This window comes from Enterobacter cloacae complex sp. P13B, assembly GCF_014895915.1.
Taxonomy (GTDB): Bacteria; Pseudomonadota; Gammaproteobacteria; order Enterobacterales; family Enterobacteriaceae; genus Enterobacter; species Enterobacter bugandensis.
Map to the genome: position 1 here is coordinate 46,682 of NZ_JADBQN010000018.1, position 19,303 is coordinate 65,984.

The following is a 19,303-nucleotide window of genomic DNA, read 5'->3' on the forward strand; positions in this document are numbered from 1 at the left end:
GTGTTATCGCTCTGTTACCGATGTGTTTACGCGGGTAACAGGCGAGCTTTGACGGTTCTCCCAAAGCACCGTCAGCCCCCGCTGCAGGGCAATAAAAATAAACAGCAGAATGCCGATGGCGATCTTCGTCCACCACGAGCTGAGCGTGCCGTCAAAGTTGATATAGGTTTGTATCAGCCCCTGAATCGCGACGCCGAACAGCGTCCCCAGCACCGTCCCTACCCCGCCGCTGAGCAGCGTGCCGCCGATAACCACAGAAGCAATCGCATCCAGTTCCACGCCGACGCCTGCAAGGGCATAGCCCGCCTGGGTATACACCGAGAAGACAATACCCGCCAGCGTTGCCAGGCCGGTCGAAAGCATATAGATGCGGATGGTGGTGCTGCGGGTCGAGATCCCCATCAGGTTGGCCGACGTGGCGTTGCCGCCAATGGCGTATACCTGATTGCCGAACCGGGTGCGGTGGGCGAGGAAAATGCCAATCACCACCACGCCCAGCATCAGCAGCCCCATCGCGCTCAGGCGACCGCCGCCGGGAATTTTCCACGCCAGGCTGGAGAGCGTGTCATACACCGGATGGTTAATCGGAATCGACTCCTCCGACACCAGATAACTTACGCCGCGCAGGAAAAACATCCCGGCCAGCGTGATGATAAAGGCCGGAATTTTCAGCGCGTCGATCAGAAGCCCCATAAAGGCGCCAAACGCGCAGCCCATCACTAGCACCAGCGGAAACGCCACCAGCGGCGAGATGCCCCAGAAACCGATCGCCTTCGCGAGGAATACCCCCGTGAATGCGATCACCGACCCGACGGAGAGATCGATCCCGCCGGAGAGGATCACAAAGGTCATGCCGACGGCGATAATGCCTAAAAAGGCGTTGTCCGTCAGAATGTTGCAGATCACGCGCGTTGAGGCAAAACCGGGGAACTGCGTGAGGCAGTAGAGATACCCCAGCACAAACACGCCCAGCGTGATCATTAACGGTAAATTACGTTTTATCATGGCCACGGATCCCCTTAATGATGCTGACAAAGCGCGGCGACTGGACGATCAGCACGCAGAGTACAACTACCGCTTTTACCACCTGGTTGAGTTCCGGCTGGAATCCCGAAAGCAGGATCCCGGTGTTCATACCCTGAATGATCAGCGCGCCGATCACCGAGAGCAGCAGGTTAAAGCGCCCGCCCATCAGCGACCCGCCGCCGATCACCACCGCGAGGATCGCATCCAGTTCCAGCCAGAGCCCGGCGTTATTGGCATCGGCCCCGCGAATATCGGCGGCGACGATGACACCGGCAATGGCGGCGCAGACGCCGCTCAGCACGTAGGTCAGCATCACCATCAGGCGGGTGTTGACCCCGGCGTTGCGCGCGGCGCGAATGTTGATCCCCACCGCCTCAATAAACATCCCGAGCGCCGTTTTGCGGGTGAAGAGCCAAAAGACAATAAGCGTGACCAGGGCAATAATCACCGGCGTCGGGAAGAACAGAAGGTTGCCGCTGCCAAGCCATGCCAGGCTCGGAGAGTTGAAGGTAACAATCTGCCCCGAGGTGATCAGCTGTGCGACCCCGCGCCCGGCCACCATCAGGATCAGCGTAGCGACAAAGGGCTGAATTTTCAGCACCGCCACCAGAATGCCGTTCCATAGTCCGGCCAGCACGCCGGTGCCTAAGGCCGCCAGCAGTACCATCGGCAGGCTGTGACCGGCCACGGTCATGGAGGCTGCCGTGGCCCCGGCGATAGCCATCACCGCGCCGACGGAGAGATCTATTCCGCCGGTGGCGATCACCAGCGTCATCCCAATCGCCAGCAGCGCCACGGGCGCGGCGCGGTTTAAAATATCGATCGGGCTGCCAAACAGGCGGCCATCCTGAACAATAATCTGGAAGAAATGCGGTGCGACAAGGCTATCTACCAGCAGCACCACCAGCAGCGCTGCAATTTGCGGCGTGCCGGTTGGCCAGCTAAAGCGGCGCTTTGACTCACCGGTTTGCGAAAGCGAACGGGACATCACGATTCACTCCTTACGCCGCGATGGCATTCATGATTGCCGGAACGGACAGTTTATCCAGCGGGATCTCTGCCACCTGTTTGCGATCGCGCATGATGATGACGCGATCGGCATAGCCCACCAGCTCCTCCAGCTCGGATGAGATAACCAGCAGGGCCAGCCCGTCCGCACAGAGCGTTTCGATAAGCCGGATAATTTCGGCGTGCGCGCCCACGTCGATACCGCGCGTCGGCTCGTCAAGGATCAGGAACTGCGGTTTGGTCAGTAGCCAGCGGGAGAGCAGCACCTTCTGCTGGTTACCGCCGGAGAGAAATTCAATCGGCTGTTCCGCGCTCGGGGTGCGGATGCCGAGCTGGCGAATAAAGCGCTCGGCGATGGCGTTTTGCTCTTTACGAGGGATCGGGCGTAGCCAGCCGCGCTGGGCCTGCAGGGCCAGGATGATATTTTCCCGCACCGAGGCGGCGGCAATGATGCCGTCCGTTTTCCGGTCTTCCGGGCAGAAGCCAACGCCCAGACAGGAGGCCTGATGCGGCGATCGCAGGGTTTGCGGTTTGCCCTTGATCAGCGCGGTGCCGCTGTCGGCAGGCTTGATCCCGAAGATCACCTCGGCGGTTTCGGTTCGGCCCGAGCCTAGCAGGCCCGCCAGCCCGACAATTTCGCCGGGACGCACCTCAAGGTTAAACGGCGATATCACGCCTTTCTTGCCGTAATCGCTGAACGCGGCAACCGGTTTTTCACTCAGCAACGTGCGGCCCGCGCGCTTGAGCGCGTTGGTTTCCAGCTCGCGGCCCAGCATCATTTTCACCAGCTCGATCTGCGGCAGCTCGCGGGTTTCGCGGCAGCCGACAAAGCTGCCGTTGCGCAGCACCGTAATGCGGTCACTCACCTCATACACCTGATCGAGGAAGTGCGTGACGAAGATCAGGCTCACGCCCTGATCGCGCAGCTGGCGCATCAGGGTGAAGAGCATCTCCACTTCCTGGGTATCGAGGCTGGCGGTGGGTTCATCGAGGATCAGCACCTTCGCAGAGAGATCGATCGCGCGACAGATGGCGACGATCTGCTGCATCGCCACGGAAAAGCGGTTCAGCGGCTCGCGAACGTCGAGGGAGAAGCCGTAGGACTCCATCAGCTTCGTGGCGCGCGCCTCCATCTCTTTGCGGCGCAGCAGGCCAAAGCGGCGTGGCTCGCGGCCAATAAACAGGTTGTCCGCCACCGACATATTCGGCAGCAGGTTCACTTCCTGGTAAACCGTTCCGATCCCCAACTGCTGGGCGTGGGCGGTATTTTTTGGCGAAATGGCGTTGCCTTCCAGCCAGATGGTGCCGCGATCGGCGTGATAAACGCCCGTCAGCGATTTAATCAGCGTCGATTTTCCCGCGCCGTTCTCGCCCAGCAGCGCCATGATCTCACCGCGCCGCAGGCTGAAATCAACGCTATCCAGCGCCTTTACGCCGGGGAAGAATTTACTCAAGCCCTCTGTGCGGAGGATTTCCTGGTGTTGTTCAGTTTTCATATTCACGTCCCCGGCACGTTCCCGTAGGCCGGGTAAGCGCAGCGCCACCCGGCAATTTCACTGGATCAGTAGCCCATATTTTTCTTCTTCTCTAACTCTTCTTTCGCTGTATCAGGCAGGTAGAGCGTGGACTTGGTGACGGTCACCTTCTCAGGCATCGTGCCGTCTTTCTTGAATTTCTCCAGCGCGTCGAATGCCGGGCCCGCCATGTTCGGCGTCAGCTCGACGCTGGCATTGGCTTCACCGTCGATCATCGCTTTGTAGATGTCCGGCACGCCGTCGATAGAGCCGGTGAGGATATCTTTGCCCGGCTTCAGGCCCGCTTCTTTAATCGCCTGAATCGCCCCGATCGCCATGTCATCATTGTGGGCGTAAACCATGCAGATATTCTTGCCGTTGTTTTCAGCCTTGATAAAGCTCTCCATGACCTCTTTACCCTTACTGCGGGTAAAGTCGCCGGACTGGGAGCGGATAATCTTGATGTTTGGCGCTTTGGCAATGGCCTCAGCAAACCCTTTCTTACGGTCGATGGCCACGCTCGCGCCGACGGTGCCCTGCAGTTCAACGACGTTACACGGCTTGCCGTCGACCTGTTTAATCAGCCAGTCGCCAATTAACTGCCCTTCAAGCACGTTATTAGCGGTGACGGTGGTCATATAGAGAGATTTGTCTTTAACATCGATGGAACGGTCGAGCAGGAAGACCGGAATTTCAGCGTCTTTCGCTTCCTTCAGAACCGGTTCCCAGCCGGTCGCCACCACTGGTGCAATAAAGATGGCATCCACGCCCTGGGCGATAAACGAGCGCACGGCTTTTATCTGGTTTTCCTGCTTTTGCTGACCATCGGCGATTTTCAGGGTGATGCCGCGTTTCTGAGCCTCGCTTTTCGCAACGTTGGTTTCCGCCGCACGCCAGCCGGATTCAGAGCCAACTTGCGAAAAACCTACGGTTAAGGGAGCGGCCATCGCCATAGACGACATGGCTGCCGAAACTGCTGTGACAAGAAGTAAGCGCTTCCACATATGAGCGTCCTCGTAGGGGTGTTTATTGTTGGTTAAAAGATGTTCTGCGAAATGACTATAGCCAATGAAATATGTAACGAATTGCGTTACATCACACTTCAGGAAAGTGAATAAAATGTTAATCACAAGTTTGTAATCGCTTTCATTTCACCATTAAAAATGCGGCTGAGTTTATGGATTTTCCTGTCATGGAAACGGTCTGAAAAGTGGGGCTTGCGGGGAGAGAATGCGAAAAGAGGCGGAGACATTCAGCGTGAGTTGGCTATAATACCTGCCACTTGTTTACCATCCATTTTAAAGGACACCGACATGAGCTTACTCAACGTCCCAGCGGGTAAAGAACTGCCAGAAGACATCTACGTTGTTATTGAAATCCCGGCCAACGCAGATCCAATCAAATACGAAATCGACAAAGACACCGGTGCGCTGTTCGTTGACCGTTTCATGTCTACCGCCATGTTCTATCCGTGCAACTACGGCTACATCAACCACACCCTGTCTCTGGACGGTGACCCGGTTGACGTGCTGGTTCCAACGCCATACCCACTGCAGCCAGGCTCCGTCATTCGCTGCCGTCCTGTTGGCGTGCTGAAGATGACTGACGAAGCGGGTGAAGATGCGAAGCTGGTTGCGGTACCGCACACCAAGCTGAGCAAAGAGTACGATCACATTAAAGATGTGAATGACCTGCCAGAGCTGCTGAAAGCGCAGATCGCCCACTTCTTCGAGCACTACAAAGACCTCGAAAAAGGTAAATGGGTTAAGGTTGAAGGCTGGGACAACGCAGAAGCGGCGAAAGCAGAAATCATCGCCTCTTTCGAACGCGCTGCTAAGAAGTAATTCTTACTGTCGATTGATGAAAGCCCCGCATACTGGGGCTTTTTTTATCTTTGTTAAAAGCAGCATACATTAGCTTTTAAGATAAATCCCATTCCCTTTGGCTTTCATGTTAATACAACAAAGACACCCTCTCATTTATGGTGGGAGTGGTTGAATAGGCTGTCAATTAATCACATACTGTCATAATGAGCATTAATCCCCATTGATTACAGGATTCATATGTCATCCATTAACATTGATGTTGCCCGCCCAACTGGAATTTACTTTATTATTGAAAGGCTATATTCCCGCGATGGACTTATGCCTTCCGTTGGGGAAATCAGCCCCTCTTTGACACAGGTACACCGCACTGTCATTCAGCTAAAACGCAAGCAAGATATGTTTATGGATGGTGTTAAGGTTACCCCAAAAGATATTACACTTTGGCAACAGATAAAATATCTTACGGGCTCGAAAGTAACGACCAAAGATACAGATACGTTAGTGTATACGACTGATTTTATCGGCTCTCTTGTAGCCACTACACCTTTAGGCAATATTGAGCATGAAAATATTCCTCGCTTCCTCACGACAGAGTCTATTCACTCCCTTCCTCAGGCGGTGAGCTATGGGCGTGATCCCATCCCACAGGTCCTTCTTTATGGTCGTAAGGATATTGTCTTCTTTATGGACAATGGTGGTAAAGGAACGCCAACCGCTATTGCAAAATATAATCACAACAATCGTGACCTTGCCATAATCAAAGATCAGCTGGAGGCCAGTAAAACGATGAAGGAACTGCTTTCTAAGGGAGCAAAATTATGAGTAAGAAAATCCATATCGTAAGTCTACTCGTCATTATTATTGCCTCCTTTATCTTTGGCAGAAGTACGTATACTCAATATCTGGCATGGTATTATGGAAGCGATAATTTAATATTCAGCGAAATAAACAGCCCCTTACTATCCAGTTTATTTAACGGGCTTTACTTCGCTCTTTCAGCAAGTATTATTTATACGTTGCTCACTATATTAAAAAGAATTCCAGCGAATATTGTCACTTCTTGTCTGCTTCAGTTCTTTATTAACATCGGGCTATATACGCTTTTTGTTGCAGTAGATAGAGGATATAGTAAATTACATACTTTAAGCTCGGGTGCTACTGATATCACCCACAGCTATTTTTTAGGAGCGTTGCTGACGAGCACGCTTCTGACCGTCGCGATCGTGAGCGTTATACATGCTAAGTTTCTTTCTTCAAAGCATAAAGATGGGCTACATAAAGGCGTTTGACTGTTACGGCAAAGACAGCAAATGGCAGTATCTCTGCATCCTGACATTCCAACTTGCCTGGTTTTTGTTTTACTTATGGATCCCTTATCGAAGCGATTATGCGATTTTGCTGTTTTTACTGTTTTTCCTGCCCGTCATATCAAGCAATACGCGATGCATAAACTACTATGGCCGTTCACGCGCCTTGTGTTTTTTATGGCTTATTGCCCCATACATCATGCTGTTCGTTCCTCTTTTTTTAACCCGACGCAGGGATACAGAAGAGAATTGAAAGTGAAAAAAACAACGCCACCTCACGGTGGCGTTGTCGTTTTTCAGTACTGGTCTCTGTCTAACCAGTTACCGCTTACAATCCGCGTTAACCCGTCGACCGGACGCTGGTAGACATACATCCACGCGCTTCCGTACGGTGTCTGGATCAACTGGCGAGCGTATTCACCGCCCCTGGTGCGCAAGGCATCAAGTTCGGCAAGTGTAGCATTATCAATACGATAAACTTCACCCTGTACTGTTCCTTCGCCGGGAACCGCGCCTGGATAGTGGCCCAGGCTGTACAACTGGTAGTTCTCGATATTGTAATTCCCCAGTAGCTGGGCATTGGTCATCCAGTGACTGTTGCCTTGCCTGGTTCGTAAACTGCCGTAGACAAATATTCGCATTGCTAAAACTCAAACTGATAGAGCAGATCAAGTGCCTGGTCTACGCCGGACACTGCTTCCAGATATAGCTTAGGCATCAGGCGATAGCGTAACGTGAGTGTTGCCAGTGAGTCAAAGATCCCCACACCATATTTTACCTGCAGACCCGGCAGTACATAGCCGCTGACCACCACCTGCGAGGAGTCACCCACGCCCTGGGTGTCCAGCGCCAGATTGCTTACGCCGAACGTCTCGCCGATTTTACCCACAACCTGCCCACTTTGTGCAACCCCCAGACCGACCAACATTGAGGTCATCGCCGCACTGTCGCTTTGTCCGCTGTCCAGACCCTGTCCGCGCAGCAGATAAGAGAGGGCTTCCTGCTGCGACATCGCCGGGTCGGAGAAGATCTCCGCCTTCGGTTCGTCGGCAGAGCCGGTGACGCGTACGCCAGCAATGACGTCGTTTTCCGTCGCTTCCGGGTTACGAATCGCTTCGATATTCAACAGCGGTTGATCCGGTGGACCGGAGAACAGCAGCTCGCCTTTACGGACAATCAGATCCTGACCATAGGCATGGAAACGCCCTTCAGGAATATTGATCTGCCCGTTGAGGCCAAGCCCTTGTTTATCCTGCGCCACTTTCAGGTCGCCCGTGAGCCTCGCCTTCAGCCCAAACGCATCCAACCGCACGTTATTTCCCACGTGCACGATAAGGTTACTATTAATCGGTATGCCAGCGCTCTTCTCTTCGGCAGGTTTCAGATTTTCATTGAGCATAACTTCATCACTGGAGACGCCAACCGCGCTTTCCGGCACCTCGTGAACCACGATGCGCGCCCACGGCACGTCCACGCGGCCATCCAGGGTGAAGAGGCTTGGCGTCGCCTCAAAGACCACGTCCGGCGAGACGTCCAGGCGCACCATTGGCGGTACGGTGATGCGCACCTTACTGCCTTTCGCGGCAATACGGGCGCGCCAGTTGTCGAGCTGGCTCCAGTCCGCGTCGCCGCTCAGGTTGATTTGCCCCTGCTGAGTTAATACCGAGCCGTTCAGCGTCGAGCTCATGCCGTTGAAGTTCATCGCAATCTGGCTGGGCTGCATATCGAATGGCATAAAGTTACCGTCGATATCCACACCGCTGAGCCGCAGCTGGCCGAACAGCTGAGGGCTTTGCGCGTTGCCCGCCAGGCGCAGGTTGGCATTCACCATGCCCTCGGCTTTTTCCCCGCGGGCGAAGATTGGGTTGACCATCGCCAGGTTGAAGTTACGAATATTGACGTTGCCGCCCAGATTGCGCCGCCCCTGCGGATCGGTAATCTGTATCTGCCCGTCCATCTGGCCGTTGTTGGTCAGACGGATAAGCCACCCCAGCTCCGCACGGTTGTTATGCAGGTCTGCACTCACATTCAGGGTGTCGAAGGCCACCGGCAGCGTCGCATCGTTCACCTCCTGCGTTACCTTCACGTTACGGCCGGAAAGCGTGACGCTGCCCTGCGGCAGCCCCTCTTTGGTGGTGTCCCAGGCGACATCGGCTTTCCCGCTGAAGACGCCGCTGGCCTGCGTGGTGTCCGGCATAAACGGTTTCAGCATCGCCAGATCGAAGCGGTTCAGGTTGATCTGCGCGCGCCCTTCCGCCCCCGCATCAATGGTCTGCGGCACGCACAGCTCCGCGTTCGGGTTGGTCCAGCAGTGAGGCCCGATGTTGATCTTCTGCTCGGCGTTGCGGTAGTCCAGCGCAATGGAGCGCGACAGCGCCAGCGGCCCCACCGGGGTGTTGAAGCGGGTGTTGTCCAGCGTTCCTTTCCAGCGCGTTTCCTTCCGGTCGAAGCTGCCGGTCAGGTGAAGCTGGCCGGAGACGGGCTCGCCCTGCACGCGCAGCTGGAGGTCGTGCTGCTTCTCGTTCCCTTTGGCGTCCAGAGTCACCAGGCTGATGTTCACGTCCGGCTGGGAAATGCGCTCCACGCGCAGGTTCAGGTTGCCGCCGATCTGATCGGTGGATTTCACATCCCCTTCCACGCGGACGCGGGCAACGCTCAGCTCCTGCCAGCGCAGATTGTTGGCGGTGATATCTGCCAACAGCTGCGGCGCGTCCACGGTGCCGCGCACTTTCAGGAGTCCTTTCGCCGTACCGCCCAGACCCGGCAGGGCGTTATCCAGATTCGGCGCGTCGATGGTGGCGTCAAGATTGAGATCTTTTACCCCCAGCTCGCCTTTGATATCCGCCGTGTTGCGGCCCAGCGCCACGTGCAGTCCCGGGATAATCCACTGCAGGTAGCTGTTGCCCTTCACCGAGCCTTCAACGTTCACCTTGTTCTGCTTCACGTTCCCGGTGAGCTTGATTTCCGGCACGTCCATCTGCCACGTGCCGCCGTAGAGGCTGCCGCGGGTTTTGATCAGCCCGTCCAGCTTCGACGGCCAGTCCGGCACCTCTTTGGCGGTGTTAATTCCCGTCAGCTTCAGCTCGCCGCGCCAGCTGATCGCCTGCTGCCAGTCGAGCAGCGCGGTCAGTTCCGTTTTGCCTTCCAGCGCCGCGACGGTCAGCTTGTCGAGGTTAACCTGCTGTTCGTTGCCTTTTGCATCCAGCGTGATGGTCGCGGGCGGCACGCCCTGCCCCTTCACCGCAGTGCGGAACGAGAGCGTGTAGTCGGTCATCTTGCCGCTCAGCTTCAGCTTCAGATCGTCGGCCTGATACTGTTTTTCGCCGGTAAACGGCCAGTAAAGCTGCTTGCTGACAACCTCCAGATTGAGCGGCAGCCCGGCTTCCGCCAGCTGGGTTTGCGCGCGCAGGGCCATGTCTACCGGGCCGGAGAGATTCACCCCGATATCCAGCTTCTCGCGCAGCGCCCCGCCCACTTTAACCTTCACTTTTTCGCCCTTCAGCGGGTCGATATTCAGGGCGCTATTGAGGGTGATATCCACCGGCCAGCTGTCGCGCAGCAGGGCGTTGCCTGACGCGTTCACCGAGCCCTGGTTGGTATCGATATCCAGCGCGTCGAGCTTCATGTTGCCGTCAATGCTGCTGACTTTCAGCAGCATGTTAAAGACCGTCAGATCGGTGTCGCCGGTCAGGCGCAGCTGCTCGCCTTTGAACTCCTCAATGTTGAGGTTCAGCGGCAGATGCACGTCGGTCATTTCAGGCAGGACAGGCTTCGAGAAGAGTTCTTTCAGCGTTTCGCCCAGCGGCTTCTCTTCCGGCTGCGGGTTCTGGATCTTCGGTTCGACGATCTCTTCCTGCGCCACGTCCGCCACTTTCGGCAGCGCGATCAGCAACCCCTGCAGCGAGGTTGACGTCAGGGTGAGGTTTTTCTCCTGCCAGCGCAGGCCGGAGGTGAAATCCATCACCGAAACGGTGGTGTCGTCGATTTTGATATTGACGTTATCGAGCGCCACCCGATAGAGCGCAATCGGGTACGGCGTGGAGAGATTCAACGGGCCGCTGTCCTCTTCCTCAACCGGCGCAGACTTCGGCATTTTCTTTGAGTCTATCGCCACGTTGACGTCTTTTAGCGACAGATCGTTCACGCAGAGCTTGCTATCCCGCAGGCAGCCCAGCTTCACCGCGAGATGGAATTCCCCGGCGTTGACCGCCACGCCCGGCTGCTCGTAGCGGATGTTCTTCAGACGCAGGTCTCGCCAGCCGCCCGTTACCTGACCAATTTCCAGCCCCGGCACCCAACGGTTCGCGGCGTTAAACAGCAGATGCAGCCCGGTCGTCGTTCCCACCAGAAACGCCACCGTACCGAGCAGCAGCACGATAAAAATCAGCACCCCGAGGCTTATTTTCTTCCATAAACTCATAATTCAGGCCCCAGACCGATGTAAAACTGTAATCCGTGTTCATCTTTGTCGCCCACCGGCACGGCGAAATCGAGCTTGATAGGTCCGACGGGTGATTGCCAGCGTACGCCCACGCCTGCACCGGTTTTGAAATCGCTGCGGCGGATATCGTTCACCGCTTCACCACCGTCAACAAACATTGCGCCCCACCACTTGCCGCTGACGTTGTACTGATACTCCAGCGATCCGGTCGCCAGTTTGGATGCCCCGGTCAGTTGGCCTTTTTCGTTTTCAGGTGAGATCGATTTGTACTTATACCCGCGAATGCTGCGGTCGCCCCCGGCGAAGAAGCGCAGGTCCGGCGGAACGCGCTCGAAATCACCCGTCTCAATCCAGCCGAGATTGCCGCGCATCACAAAGCGGTGTTTGTCATACAGCGTGCGGATCCAGACGTTTTGCGCCTGCACCACCGTGAAGTCGACGTCAGAGCCCCACATCGTATTGGAGTAGTCGATAGAGTAACGCTGTGAATCACCCCAGGTTGGCATCAGGCCGCCGCGCGAGCGGGTACGGCTGATCATCACGCCCGGATAAAGCAGCATAGTGGTGTTGGTGACGTTTGCCTGGGTAAAGTGATCAAGGCTCCAGCGCAGGTTAATGGCGCGCTGCCAGCCGCTGGAGAGATCCCAGAAGCGTGAAACCGCAAGCGTCGTCGAGTCCTGCTCGGTATCGTTCAAATCGGTACGCTTAAAGCCGCCCTGCACCAGGTAATATTGCTCAAGCGGGTTTTTCAGCAGCGGTATTTTATAGCTGAAATCAAGCTGCTGTTCCGGTGCGGAAATGCTGGCGCTGGTGGTCAGGCTGTGGCCGTAGGAGTTCATCCACGGCTTTTTCCAGGAGGTCTTCACGCGCGGACCGACGTCTGTCGAGTAGCCAACACCGGTCTCAATGGTGTTCTCGGTGCGCGGCGAGACAACGCCATGCAGCGGCAACACCTTGGTTTTGCGAGACTTATCAAATTCCGGTGCGACAACCACGGAGTTAAACCAGCCGGTAGCGGAGAGGCGACGGTTCAGCTCCGCCAGATCGCTCGACTGGTAGTAATCGCCTTTTTTAAACGGCACGAGGTTTTGCAGATACTCTTCACGAATTTGCGAACCTTCAAACGTTACATCGCCAAAGCGGTAGCGTTCGCCGCTGTCGTAGTCAATATCCCAGAAGGCCTGACGTCGCTCCAGCGCGATGCCCAGTTGGCTTTTATTGAACTGGCTGTCGAAGTAGCCCTTGCGCAGAGAGACGCTCGTCAGCTCTTTTTTGAAGTGGTCGTAGTCACCGTGGTTGAGCACGGTGCCGATTTTCGGCCGCGTGCTGAGCAGGTCCAGGTAGTCGCGGTCGGTACGCGCGCCGCCGCGCAGGATGACGTTCGTGCCGCCAATCAGCACCGGCTCGCCCGGCGAGACGCGGGCAATAAGCACCTGACGCCCCTTCTTTGGCGGCGGGCGGAGATCGAAATCAATGGTGGGTTCGTAATACCCCAGCGCTTTTAGCCCTTCACGGATCGCGTCATCCACGCGCGCGCGAAAACGCCGGTCCGGCGTCACCTCATCGCTCTGGATGGTCGACAGCTGCGCACGCACGTTTTTTTCCAGCGTCCCGGATAACCCCTCAACCTGCAAACGGACATTCGCCGCGCTGGCAACCCCGCTTGTCAGCAATACACTGACTAAACATAACTGGCGGATTTTTGTCACGTTTTCTCCTGAATATCCCTTTTCCACCCTGGAAGCAAATGAAGCGCCGCCGTGCGGCAAAATACGGCCCGGAAGCCAAAAACCAAAACGTGGGTTGAAAACGGGTGTAACACCCAAATATTTCTTATGATTAAATCTAGTCTCATTCAGCGCATTTATTGTGTTCAATTAAACGCTTCGTGACAACCTTAACCGAAACATCGCACCCCGGGAGGCCCCATCGTGAGTTTATTCGACAAGAAGCATCTGGTTTCACAAGCTGATGCATTACCGGGACGCAACACCCCTATGCCTGTGGCGACCTTACACGCCGTCAATAACCATTCAATGACCAACGTTCCTGATGGAATGGAAATCGCCCTGTTCGCCATGGGCTGCTTCTGGGGCGTTGAGCGCCTCTTCTGGCAACTGCCCGGCGTTTACAGCACCGCGGCCGGCTACACGGGCGGTTATACGCCGAATCCAACCTACCGCGAAGTCTGCTCCGGCGAAACCGGCCATGCGGAAGCGGTACGCGTGGTATATGACCCGACGGTCATCAGCTACGAACAGCTCCTGCAGGTCTTTTGGGAAAACCACGACCCGGCGCAGGGCATGCGTCAGGGCAACGACCACGGCACACAGTATCGCTCGGCCATTTATCCGCTCACGCCTGAGCAGGACGCCGCCGCGCGCGCCAGCCTTGAGCGTTTCCAGCAGGCCATGCGTGAAGCAGGCGATACGCGCGAGGTGACCACGGAAATCGCCACCGCGAAGCCGTTCTACTATGCCGAGGACGATCATCAGCAGTATCTGCACAAAAACCCGTACGGCTACTGCGGCATCGGGGGCATCGGCGTCTGCCTGCCGCCACAGCTGGCCTGATTATTAACCGTTAAATCGTCACCCGTACCGGACAGCGCACGCTGTCCGGTCTGTTTTATGCCAAAAATGTGACCTCTGGCAGATTTACATCTCTTTACGCTATACTACCGCTGAAATAATCGGCTCAACGCTACGAGCTGACGTTCTACGTGTTTTCACACAAATGGTATCAACTCCCCTTCTGAGGATCTGGCGAGAAGCCGGATAAACTATGTTAAACAGTATTTTAGTAATACTTTGTCTTATTGCCGTCAGTGCATTTTTCTCGATATCTGAGATCTCGCTGGCCGCGTCCCGTAAAATCAAACTGAAGCTGCTTGCCGACGAGGGCAACATCAATGCCACCCGCATCCTGAAAATGCAGGAAAATCCCGGCATGTTCTTCACCGTGGTGCAGATTGGCCTTAACGCGGTCGCCATTCTCGGCGGTATCGTGGGCGATGCGGCCTTTTCTCCAGCGTTTTATAGCCTCTTTGTCAAATACATGTCCGCTGAGCTTGCCGAACAGCTGAGCTTTATTCTCTCCTTCTCGCTGGTAACCGGCCTGTTCATCCTCTTTGCAGACCTGACCCCGAAACGCATCGGTATGATTGCGCCAGAAGCTGTAGCTTTGCGTATCATCAACCCGATGCGCTTCTGTCTGTATGTGTTTCGTCCGCTGGTGTGGTTCTTCAACGGCCTGGCGAACGTGATTTTCCGCATCTTTAAGCTGCCAATGGTGCGTAAAGACGACATCACCTCTGACGACATTTATGCGGTGGTGGAAGCCGGCGCGCTGGCCGGAGTGCTGCGTAAGCAGGAACACGAGCTGATTGAGAACGTATTTGAACTGGAATCCCGTACCGTGCCCTCTTCCATGACGGGCCGCGAAAACATTATCTGGTTCGATTTACATGAAGATGAGCAGAGCCTGAAGAACAAAGTAGCGCAGCATCCTCACTCCAAGTTCCTGGTCTGTAATGAAGATATCGACCACATCATCGGTTACGTCGACTCCAAAGACCTGCTGAACCGCGTGCTGGCAAACCAGAGCCTGGCGCTCAACAGCGGCGTGCAGATCCGCAATACCCTGATTGTGCCGGACACCCTGACGCTCTCCGAAGCGCTGGAAAGTTTCAAAACCGCCGGGGAAGACTTCGCGGTGATCATGAATGAATACGCGCTGGTGGTGGGTATCATCACGCTGAACGACGTGATGACCACGCTGATGGGAGACCTGGTTGGCCAGGGACTGGAAGAGCAGATTGTTCAGCGTGACGATAATTCATGGCTGATCGACGGCGGTACGCCGATTGAAGACGTCATGCGCGTGCTGGATATCGACGAGTTCCCGCAGTCCGGTAACTACGAAACCATCGGCGGCTTTATGATGTTTATGCTGCGTAAAATCCCGAAACGCACCGACTCGGTGAAGTTCTCCGGCTACAAGTTTGAGGTGGTGGATATTGATAACTACCGCATCGACCAGCTGCTGGTGACGCGTATTGACAACAAGCCGACCGTACTGGTGCCGAAGCTGCCGGACGCGGAAGAGAAGGTGTCGGCATAACGTACCTACCCCCACAAACATCAACGGCTCCCATCGGGAGCCGTCTTTTTAACTACCTACTGCATAGCACGTTGGTTAAGCCATCTCAGTTTGCAGACGCATAACCTGACGGTTGACTTCGGACATCACAGACAGGTGCTGTTTGTCCTTCACTTTTGGGACAAGGATCTTGCCCTTATCAAACTCAAAAGCGCCAACATCCTTGATGTACAACCGTCCACGGAACAGGATCTTCACGTACTTCGCCACCTGAAGCGGGTTGTAGCGTTGGAAAATTTTCATTCTTGTATCTCCTGCGAATCATACGCTCTTGCGGTGCCACAATCGGCCCGACTGTCCTGAGCGCAAATTTTGATGCCCAATGACTATAGACCAGAACTACGGTGTTACCCAGTGTGCATAAGTTTATTTACCGTTTGATTACAATTATTCAGAATAATCTTTGCAAAGCGTGATAGAGAGCAGTATAAGCCGTCGTTTTTTCATGGATATGTGCGTTCACCCGCAAACTGGCACTGGGATTGCGGGAAAACCACATTGATCGCACTTATGATTAAAAGCGTATGACCAAGTGGTCGGATCACCTGCAAACAATAAGGAAACGCCATGACCCTACGTAATATCCTTGCGGCAGCTTGTCTGCTGCTGCCCCTGTGGGCTTCCGCTCACAGCATTGAAAAAGGACAACGTGTACCGCCAGTCGGCATTGCTGACCGGGGAGAATTGATTCTCGACAATGATAAGTTTAGCTATAAAGCCTGGAATAGCGCGCAGCTCGCGGGCAAAGTGAGAGTTGTACAACATATTGCCGGTCGTACATCCGCAAAAGAGAAGAATGCCAGCCTGGTGGAGGCGATCAAGGCCGCAAAATTCCCCCATGACCGCTACCAGACCACCACGATTGTGAACACCGATGATGCCATTCCTGGCTCCGGGATGTTTGTGCGCTCAAGCCTTGAGAGCAATAAAAAGCTCTACCCGTGGTCGCAGTTTATCGTCGACAGCAACGGCGTAACGCGTAAGGCCTGGCAGCTTGAAGAAGAGAGCTCCGCGATTATCGTGCTGGATAAGGACGGCCGCGTGCAGTGGGTGAAAGACGGCGCGTTAACTCAGGAAGAGGTGCAGCAGGTTGTCGCCCTGCTGCACAAACTGCTGGCTCAGTAAAGAGAGACGCGGAAGCCGGGGTTGAGGAATGATTCGCGCGGGGTATAGTCCAGCGGCTTGCCCTGCCAGTCATGGACATGCGCCCCGGCGGCCGCGGCAACGGCATGGCCTGCCGCGGTATCCCAGACGTTGGTTGGCCCAAAGCGCGGATACAGCTGCGCCTGACCTTCCGCCACCAGGCAGAATTTCAGCGACGAGCCAATCGAGGTGGTCTGGTGTTCACCCAGCTGTTGCAGGTATTCCTCCAGCTCGCTGTCGCTGTGCGAGCGGCTAATCACCACCAGCGGTGGACGGGCATCGCGCACCTGGATCTGCTTGCGTACGCCGCACTCCTCCTTCCAGGCCTTCCCTTCTGCAGCGCTGTACATCACCTTCATTACCGGCGCGTAGACCACGCCGAGCACCGCTTTACCCTTCTCAATCAGGGCAATATTGACGGTGAACTCACCGTTGCGCTTGATGAACTCTTTTGTCCCGTCCAGCGGATCGACCAGCCAGTAGCGCTGCCAGTGCTGGCGCTCGTCCCAGCTTTGCGGCGCTTCTTCAGACAGAACGGGGATATCCGGCGTTAAGGCCTGCAGACCTTGCAGGATCACCTTATGCGCCGCGATATCGGCCGCCGTGACCGGGGAGTCGTCCGCCTTGCTGACGACCTCCATCGGTTTAACACCGTCATACACCTGCATGATGGCATCTCCCGCATCCCGTGCGAGCTGACAAATCTTATCTAGCATTTTCCACCTCTTTGTTAACGCAGTGAGGTTAACTCTTTGTTTTAGTTATATCGTAATGTGAACAATTCCGCTATCTGTGAAGCAATTCCGGTTTCAGGTCGCTTTTTTCTGTCAGGATTCACATTTCTGTAAGCAACAAACGATAGATACATACTCTTTTGTGGAACGGATCGAAAAAAGGACTCCTCTGATGATTAAGTTTAGTGCAACGCTTCTGGCGACGCTGATTGCAGCGAGCGTGCAGGCGGCGACGGTAGATCTGCGTATTCTGGAAACGACCGATCTGCACAGCAATATGATGGACTTCGATTACTACAAAGATACCCCTACGGAAAAATTCGGACTGGTACGTACAGCAAGTTTGATCAACGCCGCGCGGGGTGAAGTCAAAAATAGCGTGCTGGTGGACAACGGCGATCTCATTCAGGGCAGCCCGCTCGGCGACTACATGGCGGCGAAAGGTCTGAAGAAAGGCGAGATCCATCCCGTTTATAAAGCGATGAACACGCTGGACTATGCCGTCGGCAACCTGGGCAACCACGAATTCAACTACGGCCTGAAATACCTGCACGATGCGCTGGCCGGCGCGAAGTTCCCGTACGTTAACGCCAATATCATCGACGTTAAGACGCAAAAGCCGCTCTTTACCCCATACCTGATTAAAGAGAGTGAAGTTGTCGATCGGGACGGTAAAAAGCAGACGCTGAAAATCGGCTATATCGGCTTCGTACCGCCGCAGATCATGACCTGGGATAAAGCCAACCTCGACGGCAAAGTGACCGTTAATGACATTACCGAAACCGCGCGCAAGTACGTGCCGGAAATGCGTGCGAAAGGTGCGGATGTCGTTGTCGTGGTGGCTCACTCAGGCCTGTCAGCCGACCCGTACCAGGCCATGGCGGAGAACTCCGTTTATTATCTGAGCGGAGTCCCGGGCGTTGACGCGATCCTGTTCGGCCACGCTCACGCCGTTTTCCCGGGCAAAGATTTCGCCAGCATTAAAGGGGCGGATATCGAGAAAGGGACGCTCAACGGCGTGCCGTCGGTGATGCCGGGCATGTGGGGCGACCACCTTGGCGTGGTGGATCTGGTGCTAAATAACGACAGCGGCAGCTGGAAGGTGACGCAGTCAAAAGCCGAAGCGCGCCCGATTTACGACGCGGCGGCTAAAAAATCCCTGGCAGGTGAAGATAAAAAGCTGGTCGACGTGCTGAAGCACGACCACGACGCCACCCGCGAATTCGTCAGCAAGCCGATCGGCAAATCCGCCGACAACATGTACAGCTTCCTGGCGCTGGTGCAGGATGATCCGACCGTTCAGGTGGTCAACATGGCCCAGAAAGCCTATGCCGAACACTTTGTTCAGGGCGATCCGGATCTGGCAAAGCTGCCGGTGCTGTCTGCCGCAGCGCCATTCAAAGTGGGCGGACGCAAGAACGACCCGGCAAGCTATGTTGAGGTCGAAAAAGGCCAGCTGACCTTCCGTAACGCCGCCGATCTCTATCTCTACCCGAATACCCTGGTGGTGGTTAAAGCCACGGGGAAAGAGGTGAAGGAGTGGCTGGAGTGCTCCGCCGGGCAGTTTAACCAGATCGACCCGAAGAGCAGTAAACCACAGCCGCTGATTAACTGGGACGGCTTCCGCACCTACAACTTCGACGTGATCGACGGCGTAAATTACCAGATTGACGTCACCCAGCCGGCGAAATATGACGGCGAGTGCCAGGCGATTAACCCGCAGGCCGAACGCATCAAAAACCTGACGTTCAACGGCAAGGCGATCGACCCGAATGCAACCTTCCTGGTCGTGACCAATAACTACCGCGCCTACGGCGGCAAGTTTGCCGGTACGGGCGATAGCCACATCGCTTTTGCGTCACCGGACGAAAACCGCTCGGTGCTGGCGGCGTGGATCGGCGCGGAGTCGAAGAAGGCGGGCGAAATTCACCCGGCGGTGGATAACAACTGGCGTCTTGCGCCAATCCACAGCGATGCGAAACTGGATATCCGCTTTGAAACGTCACCGTCCGATAAAGCAGCCGCGTTTATTAAGGATAAGGCGCAGTATCCGATGAAGAAGGTTGCGACGGATGATATCGGGTTCGCGATTTATCAGGTGGATTTAAGCAGGTAGCGGTGATTGTGCCGGGTAAGGCGAAAC

The 19,303-nt window shown here is 55.4% G+C and carries 16 protein-coding genes; 7 read left to right on the forward strand and 9 right to left on the reverse strand.

Features of this window, described 5'->3' with window-relative positions; all coding sequences use genetic code 11:
• Nucleotides 1–3: 3 nt before the first annotated feature.
• The 4 genes from yjfF to ytfQ form a co-directional block, all read right to left on the reverse strand.
• Nucleotides 4–1,005, reverse strand: a complete 1,002-nt coding sequence (gene yjfF / locus IM273_RS09640) for a galactofuranose ABC transporter, permease protein YjfF (protein WP_021240694.1) — start codon at nt 1,003–1,005, stop codon at nt 4–6.
• Nucleotides 992–2,017, reverse strand: coding sequence for a galactofuranose ABC transporter, ATP-binding protein YtfT (ytfT, locus tag IM273_RS09645; RefSeq protein WP_028015290.1), 1,026 nt, complete (start codon nt 2,015–2,017; stop codon nt 992–994). The genes yjfF and ytfT overlap by 14 nt, the downstream gene beginning before the upstream one ends.
• Before the next feature lie 10 nt (nt 2,018–2,027).
• Nucleotides 2,028–3,530 (reverse strand): galactofuranose ABC transporter, ATP-binding protein YtfR, encoded by a 1,503-nt coding sequence (gene ytfR, locus IM273_RS09650; RefSeq protein WP_059357779.1) that lies wholly within the window; start codon nt 3,528–3,530, stop codon nt 2,028–2,030.
• Between the two features lie 65 nt (nt 3,531–3,595).
• Nucleotides 3,596–4,552 (reverse strand): galactofuranose ABC transporter substrate-binding protein YtfQ, encoded by a 957-nt coding sequence (ytfQ, locus tag IM273_RS09655; RefSeq protein WP_021240696.1) that lies wholly within the window; start codon nt 4,550–4,552, stop codon nt 3,596–3,598.
• 309 nt (nt 4,553–4,861) lie between these two features.
• Between ytfQ and ppa the strand changes: the two genes are divergently transcribed.
• The 3 genes from ppa (at nt 4,862) to IM273_RS09670 (ending at nt 6,663) form a co-directional block, all read left to right on the forward strand.
• Nucleotides 4,862–5,392 carry an inorganic diphosphatase gene (gene ppa, locus IM273_RS09660; RefSeq protein ID WP_006810347.1) on the forward strand — a complete coding sequence of 177 codons (531 nt, stop codon included), beginning with the start codon at nt 4,862–4,864 and terminating at the stop codon, nt 5,390–5,392.
• A 219-nt stretch (nt 5,393–5,611) separates the two neighbouring features.
• The gene (locus tag IM273_RS09665; protein ID WP_028015288.1) at nt 5,612–6,196 is read left to right on the forward strand and encodes a hypothetical protein; all 585 of its coding nucleotides are present in this window, start codon (nt 5,612–5,614) and stop codon (nt 6,194–6,196) included.
• Entirely contained in the window at nt 6,193–6,663 is a 471-nt protein-coding gene (locus IM273_RS09670) for a hypothetical protein (protein WP_193051132.1), read from the forward strand. The genes IM273_RS09665 and IM273_RS09670 overlap by 4 nt, the downstream gene beginning before the upstream one ends.
• A gap of 314 nt (nt 6,664–6,977) precedes the next feature.
• On the opposite strand, the gene IM273_RS09675 is transcribed toward IM273_RS09670, so the two are convergent.
• Genes IM273_RS09675 through tamA form a run of 3 tightly spaced genes read right to left on the reverse strand, consistent with a single transcriptional unit; the run spans nt 6,978 to nt 12,831 of the window.
• Complete coding sequence (locus IM273_RS09675; protein WP_008501424.1) at nt 6,978–7,322, reverse strand: gamma-glutamylcyclotransferase; 345 nt, start codon at nt 7,320–7,322, stop codon at nt 6,978–6,980.
• A gap of 2 nt (nt 7,323–7,324) precedes the next feature.
• Entirely contained in the window at nt 7,325–11,101 is a 3,777-nt protein-coding gene (gene tamB / locus IM273_RS09680; RefSeq protein ID WP_193051133.1) for an autotransporter assembly complex protein TamB, read from the reverse strand.
• Nucleotides 11,098–12,831: an autotransporter assembly complex protein TamA gene (gene tamA / locus IM273_RS09685; RefSeq protein WP_045259622.1), complete on the reverse strand. Its 1,734-nt coding sequence runs from the start codon at nt 12,829–12,831 to the stop codon at nt 11,098–11,100. Before tamA ends, tamB begins: the two co-directional genes overlap by 4 nt.
• Nucleotides 12,832–13,053: 222 nt before the next feature.
• Between tamA and msrA the strand changes: the two genes are divergently transcribed.
• Together msrA and IM273_RS09695 are read left to right on the forward strand one after the other, a co-directional pair.
• Nucleotides 13,054–13,695, forward strand: a complete 642-nt coding sequence (gene msrA / locus IM273_RS09690) for a peptide-methionine (S)-S-oxide reductase MsrA (RefSeq protein ID WP_028015284.1) — start codon at nt 13,054–13,056, stop codon at nt 13,693–13,695.
• Between the two features lie 211 nt (nt 13,696–13,906).
• Complete coding sequence (locus IM273_RS09695) at nt 13,907–15,244, forward strand: hemolysin family protein (RefSeq protein ID WP_028015283.1); 1,338 nt, start codon at nt 13,907–13,909, stop codon at nt 15,242–15,244.
• Between the two features lie 75 nt (nt 15,245–15,319).
• On the opposite strand, the gene IM273_RS09700 is transcribed toward IM273_RS09695, so the two are convergent.
• Nucleotides 15,320–15,526, reverse strand: coding sequence for a DUF1107 domain-containing protein (locus tag IM273_RS09700; RefSeq protein WP_008501430.1), 207 nt, complete (start codon nt 15,524–15,526; stop codon nt 15,320–15,322).
• A gap of 324 nt (nt 15,527–15,850) precedes the next feature.
• Between IM273_RS09700 and IM273_RS09705 the strand changes: the two genes are divergently transcribed.
• Nucleotides 15,851–16,408 (forward strand): YtfJ family protein, encoded by a 558-nt coding sequence (locus IM273_RS09705; RefSeq protein WP_048959079.1) that lies wholly within the window; start codon nt 15,851–15,853, stop codon nt 16,406–16,408.
• Here IM273_RS09705 and cysQ read toward each other — a convergent pair.
• On the reverse strand, nt 16,402–17,142 hold the full coding sequence (gene cysQ / locus IM273_RS09710; RefSeq protein WP_028015281.1) for a 3'(2'),5'-bisphosphate nucleotidase CysQ: 741 nt from the start codon (nt 17,140–17,142) through the stop codon (nt 16,402–16,404). The two genes, IM273_RS09705 and cysQ, sit on opposite strands and share 7 nt — an antisense overlap.
• A gap of 190 nt (nt 17,143–17,332) precedes the next feature.
• On the opposite strand from cysQ, the gene IM273_RS09715 reads away from it, so the two are divergent.
• Nucleotides 17,333–19,276: a bifunctional 2',3'-cyclic-nucleotide 2'-phosphodiesterase/3'-nucleotidase gene (locus IM273_RS09715; RefSeq protein WP_193051134.1), complete on the forward strand. Its 1,944-nt coding sequence runs from the start codon at nt 17,333–17,335 to the stop codon at nt 19,274–19,276.
• Nucleotides 19,277–19,303: the final 27 nt, after the last annotated feature.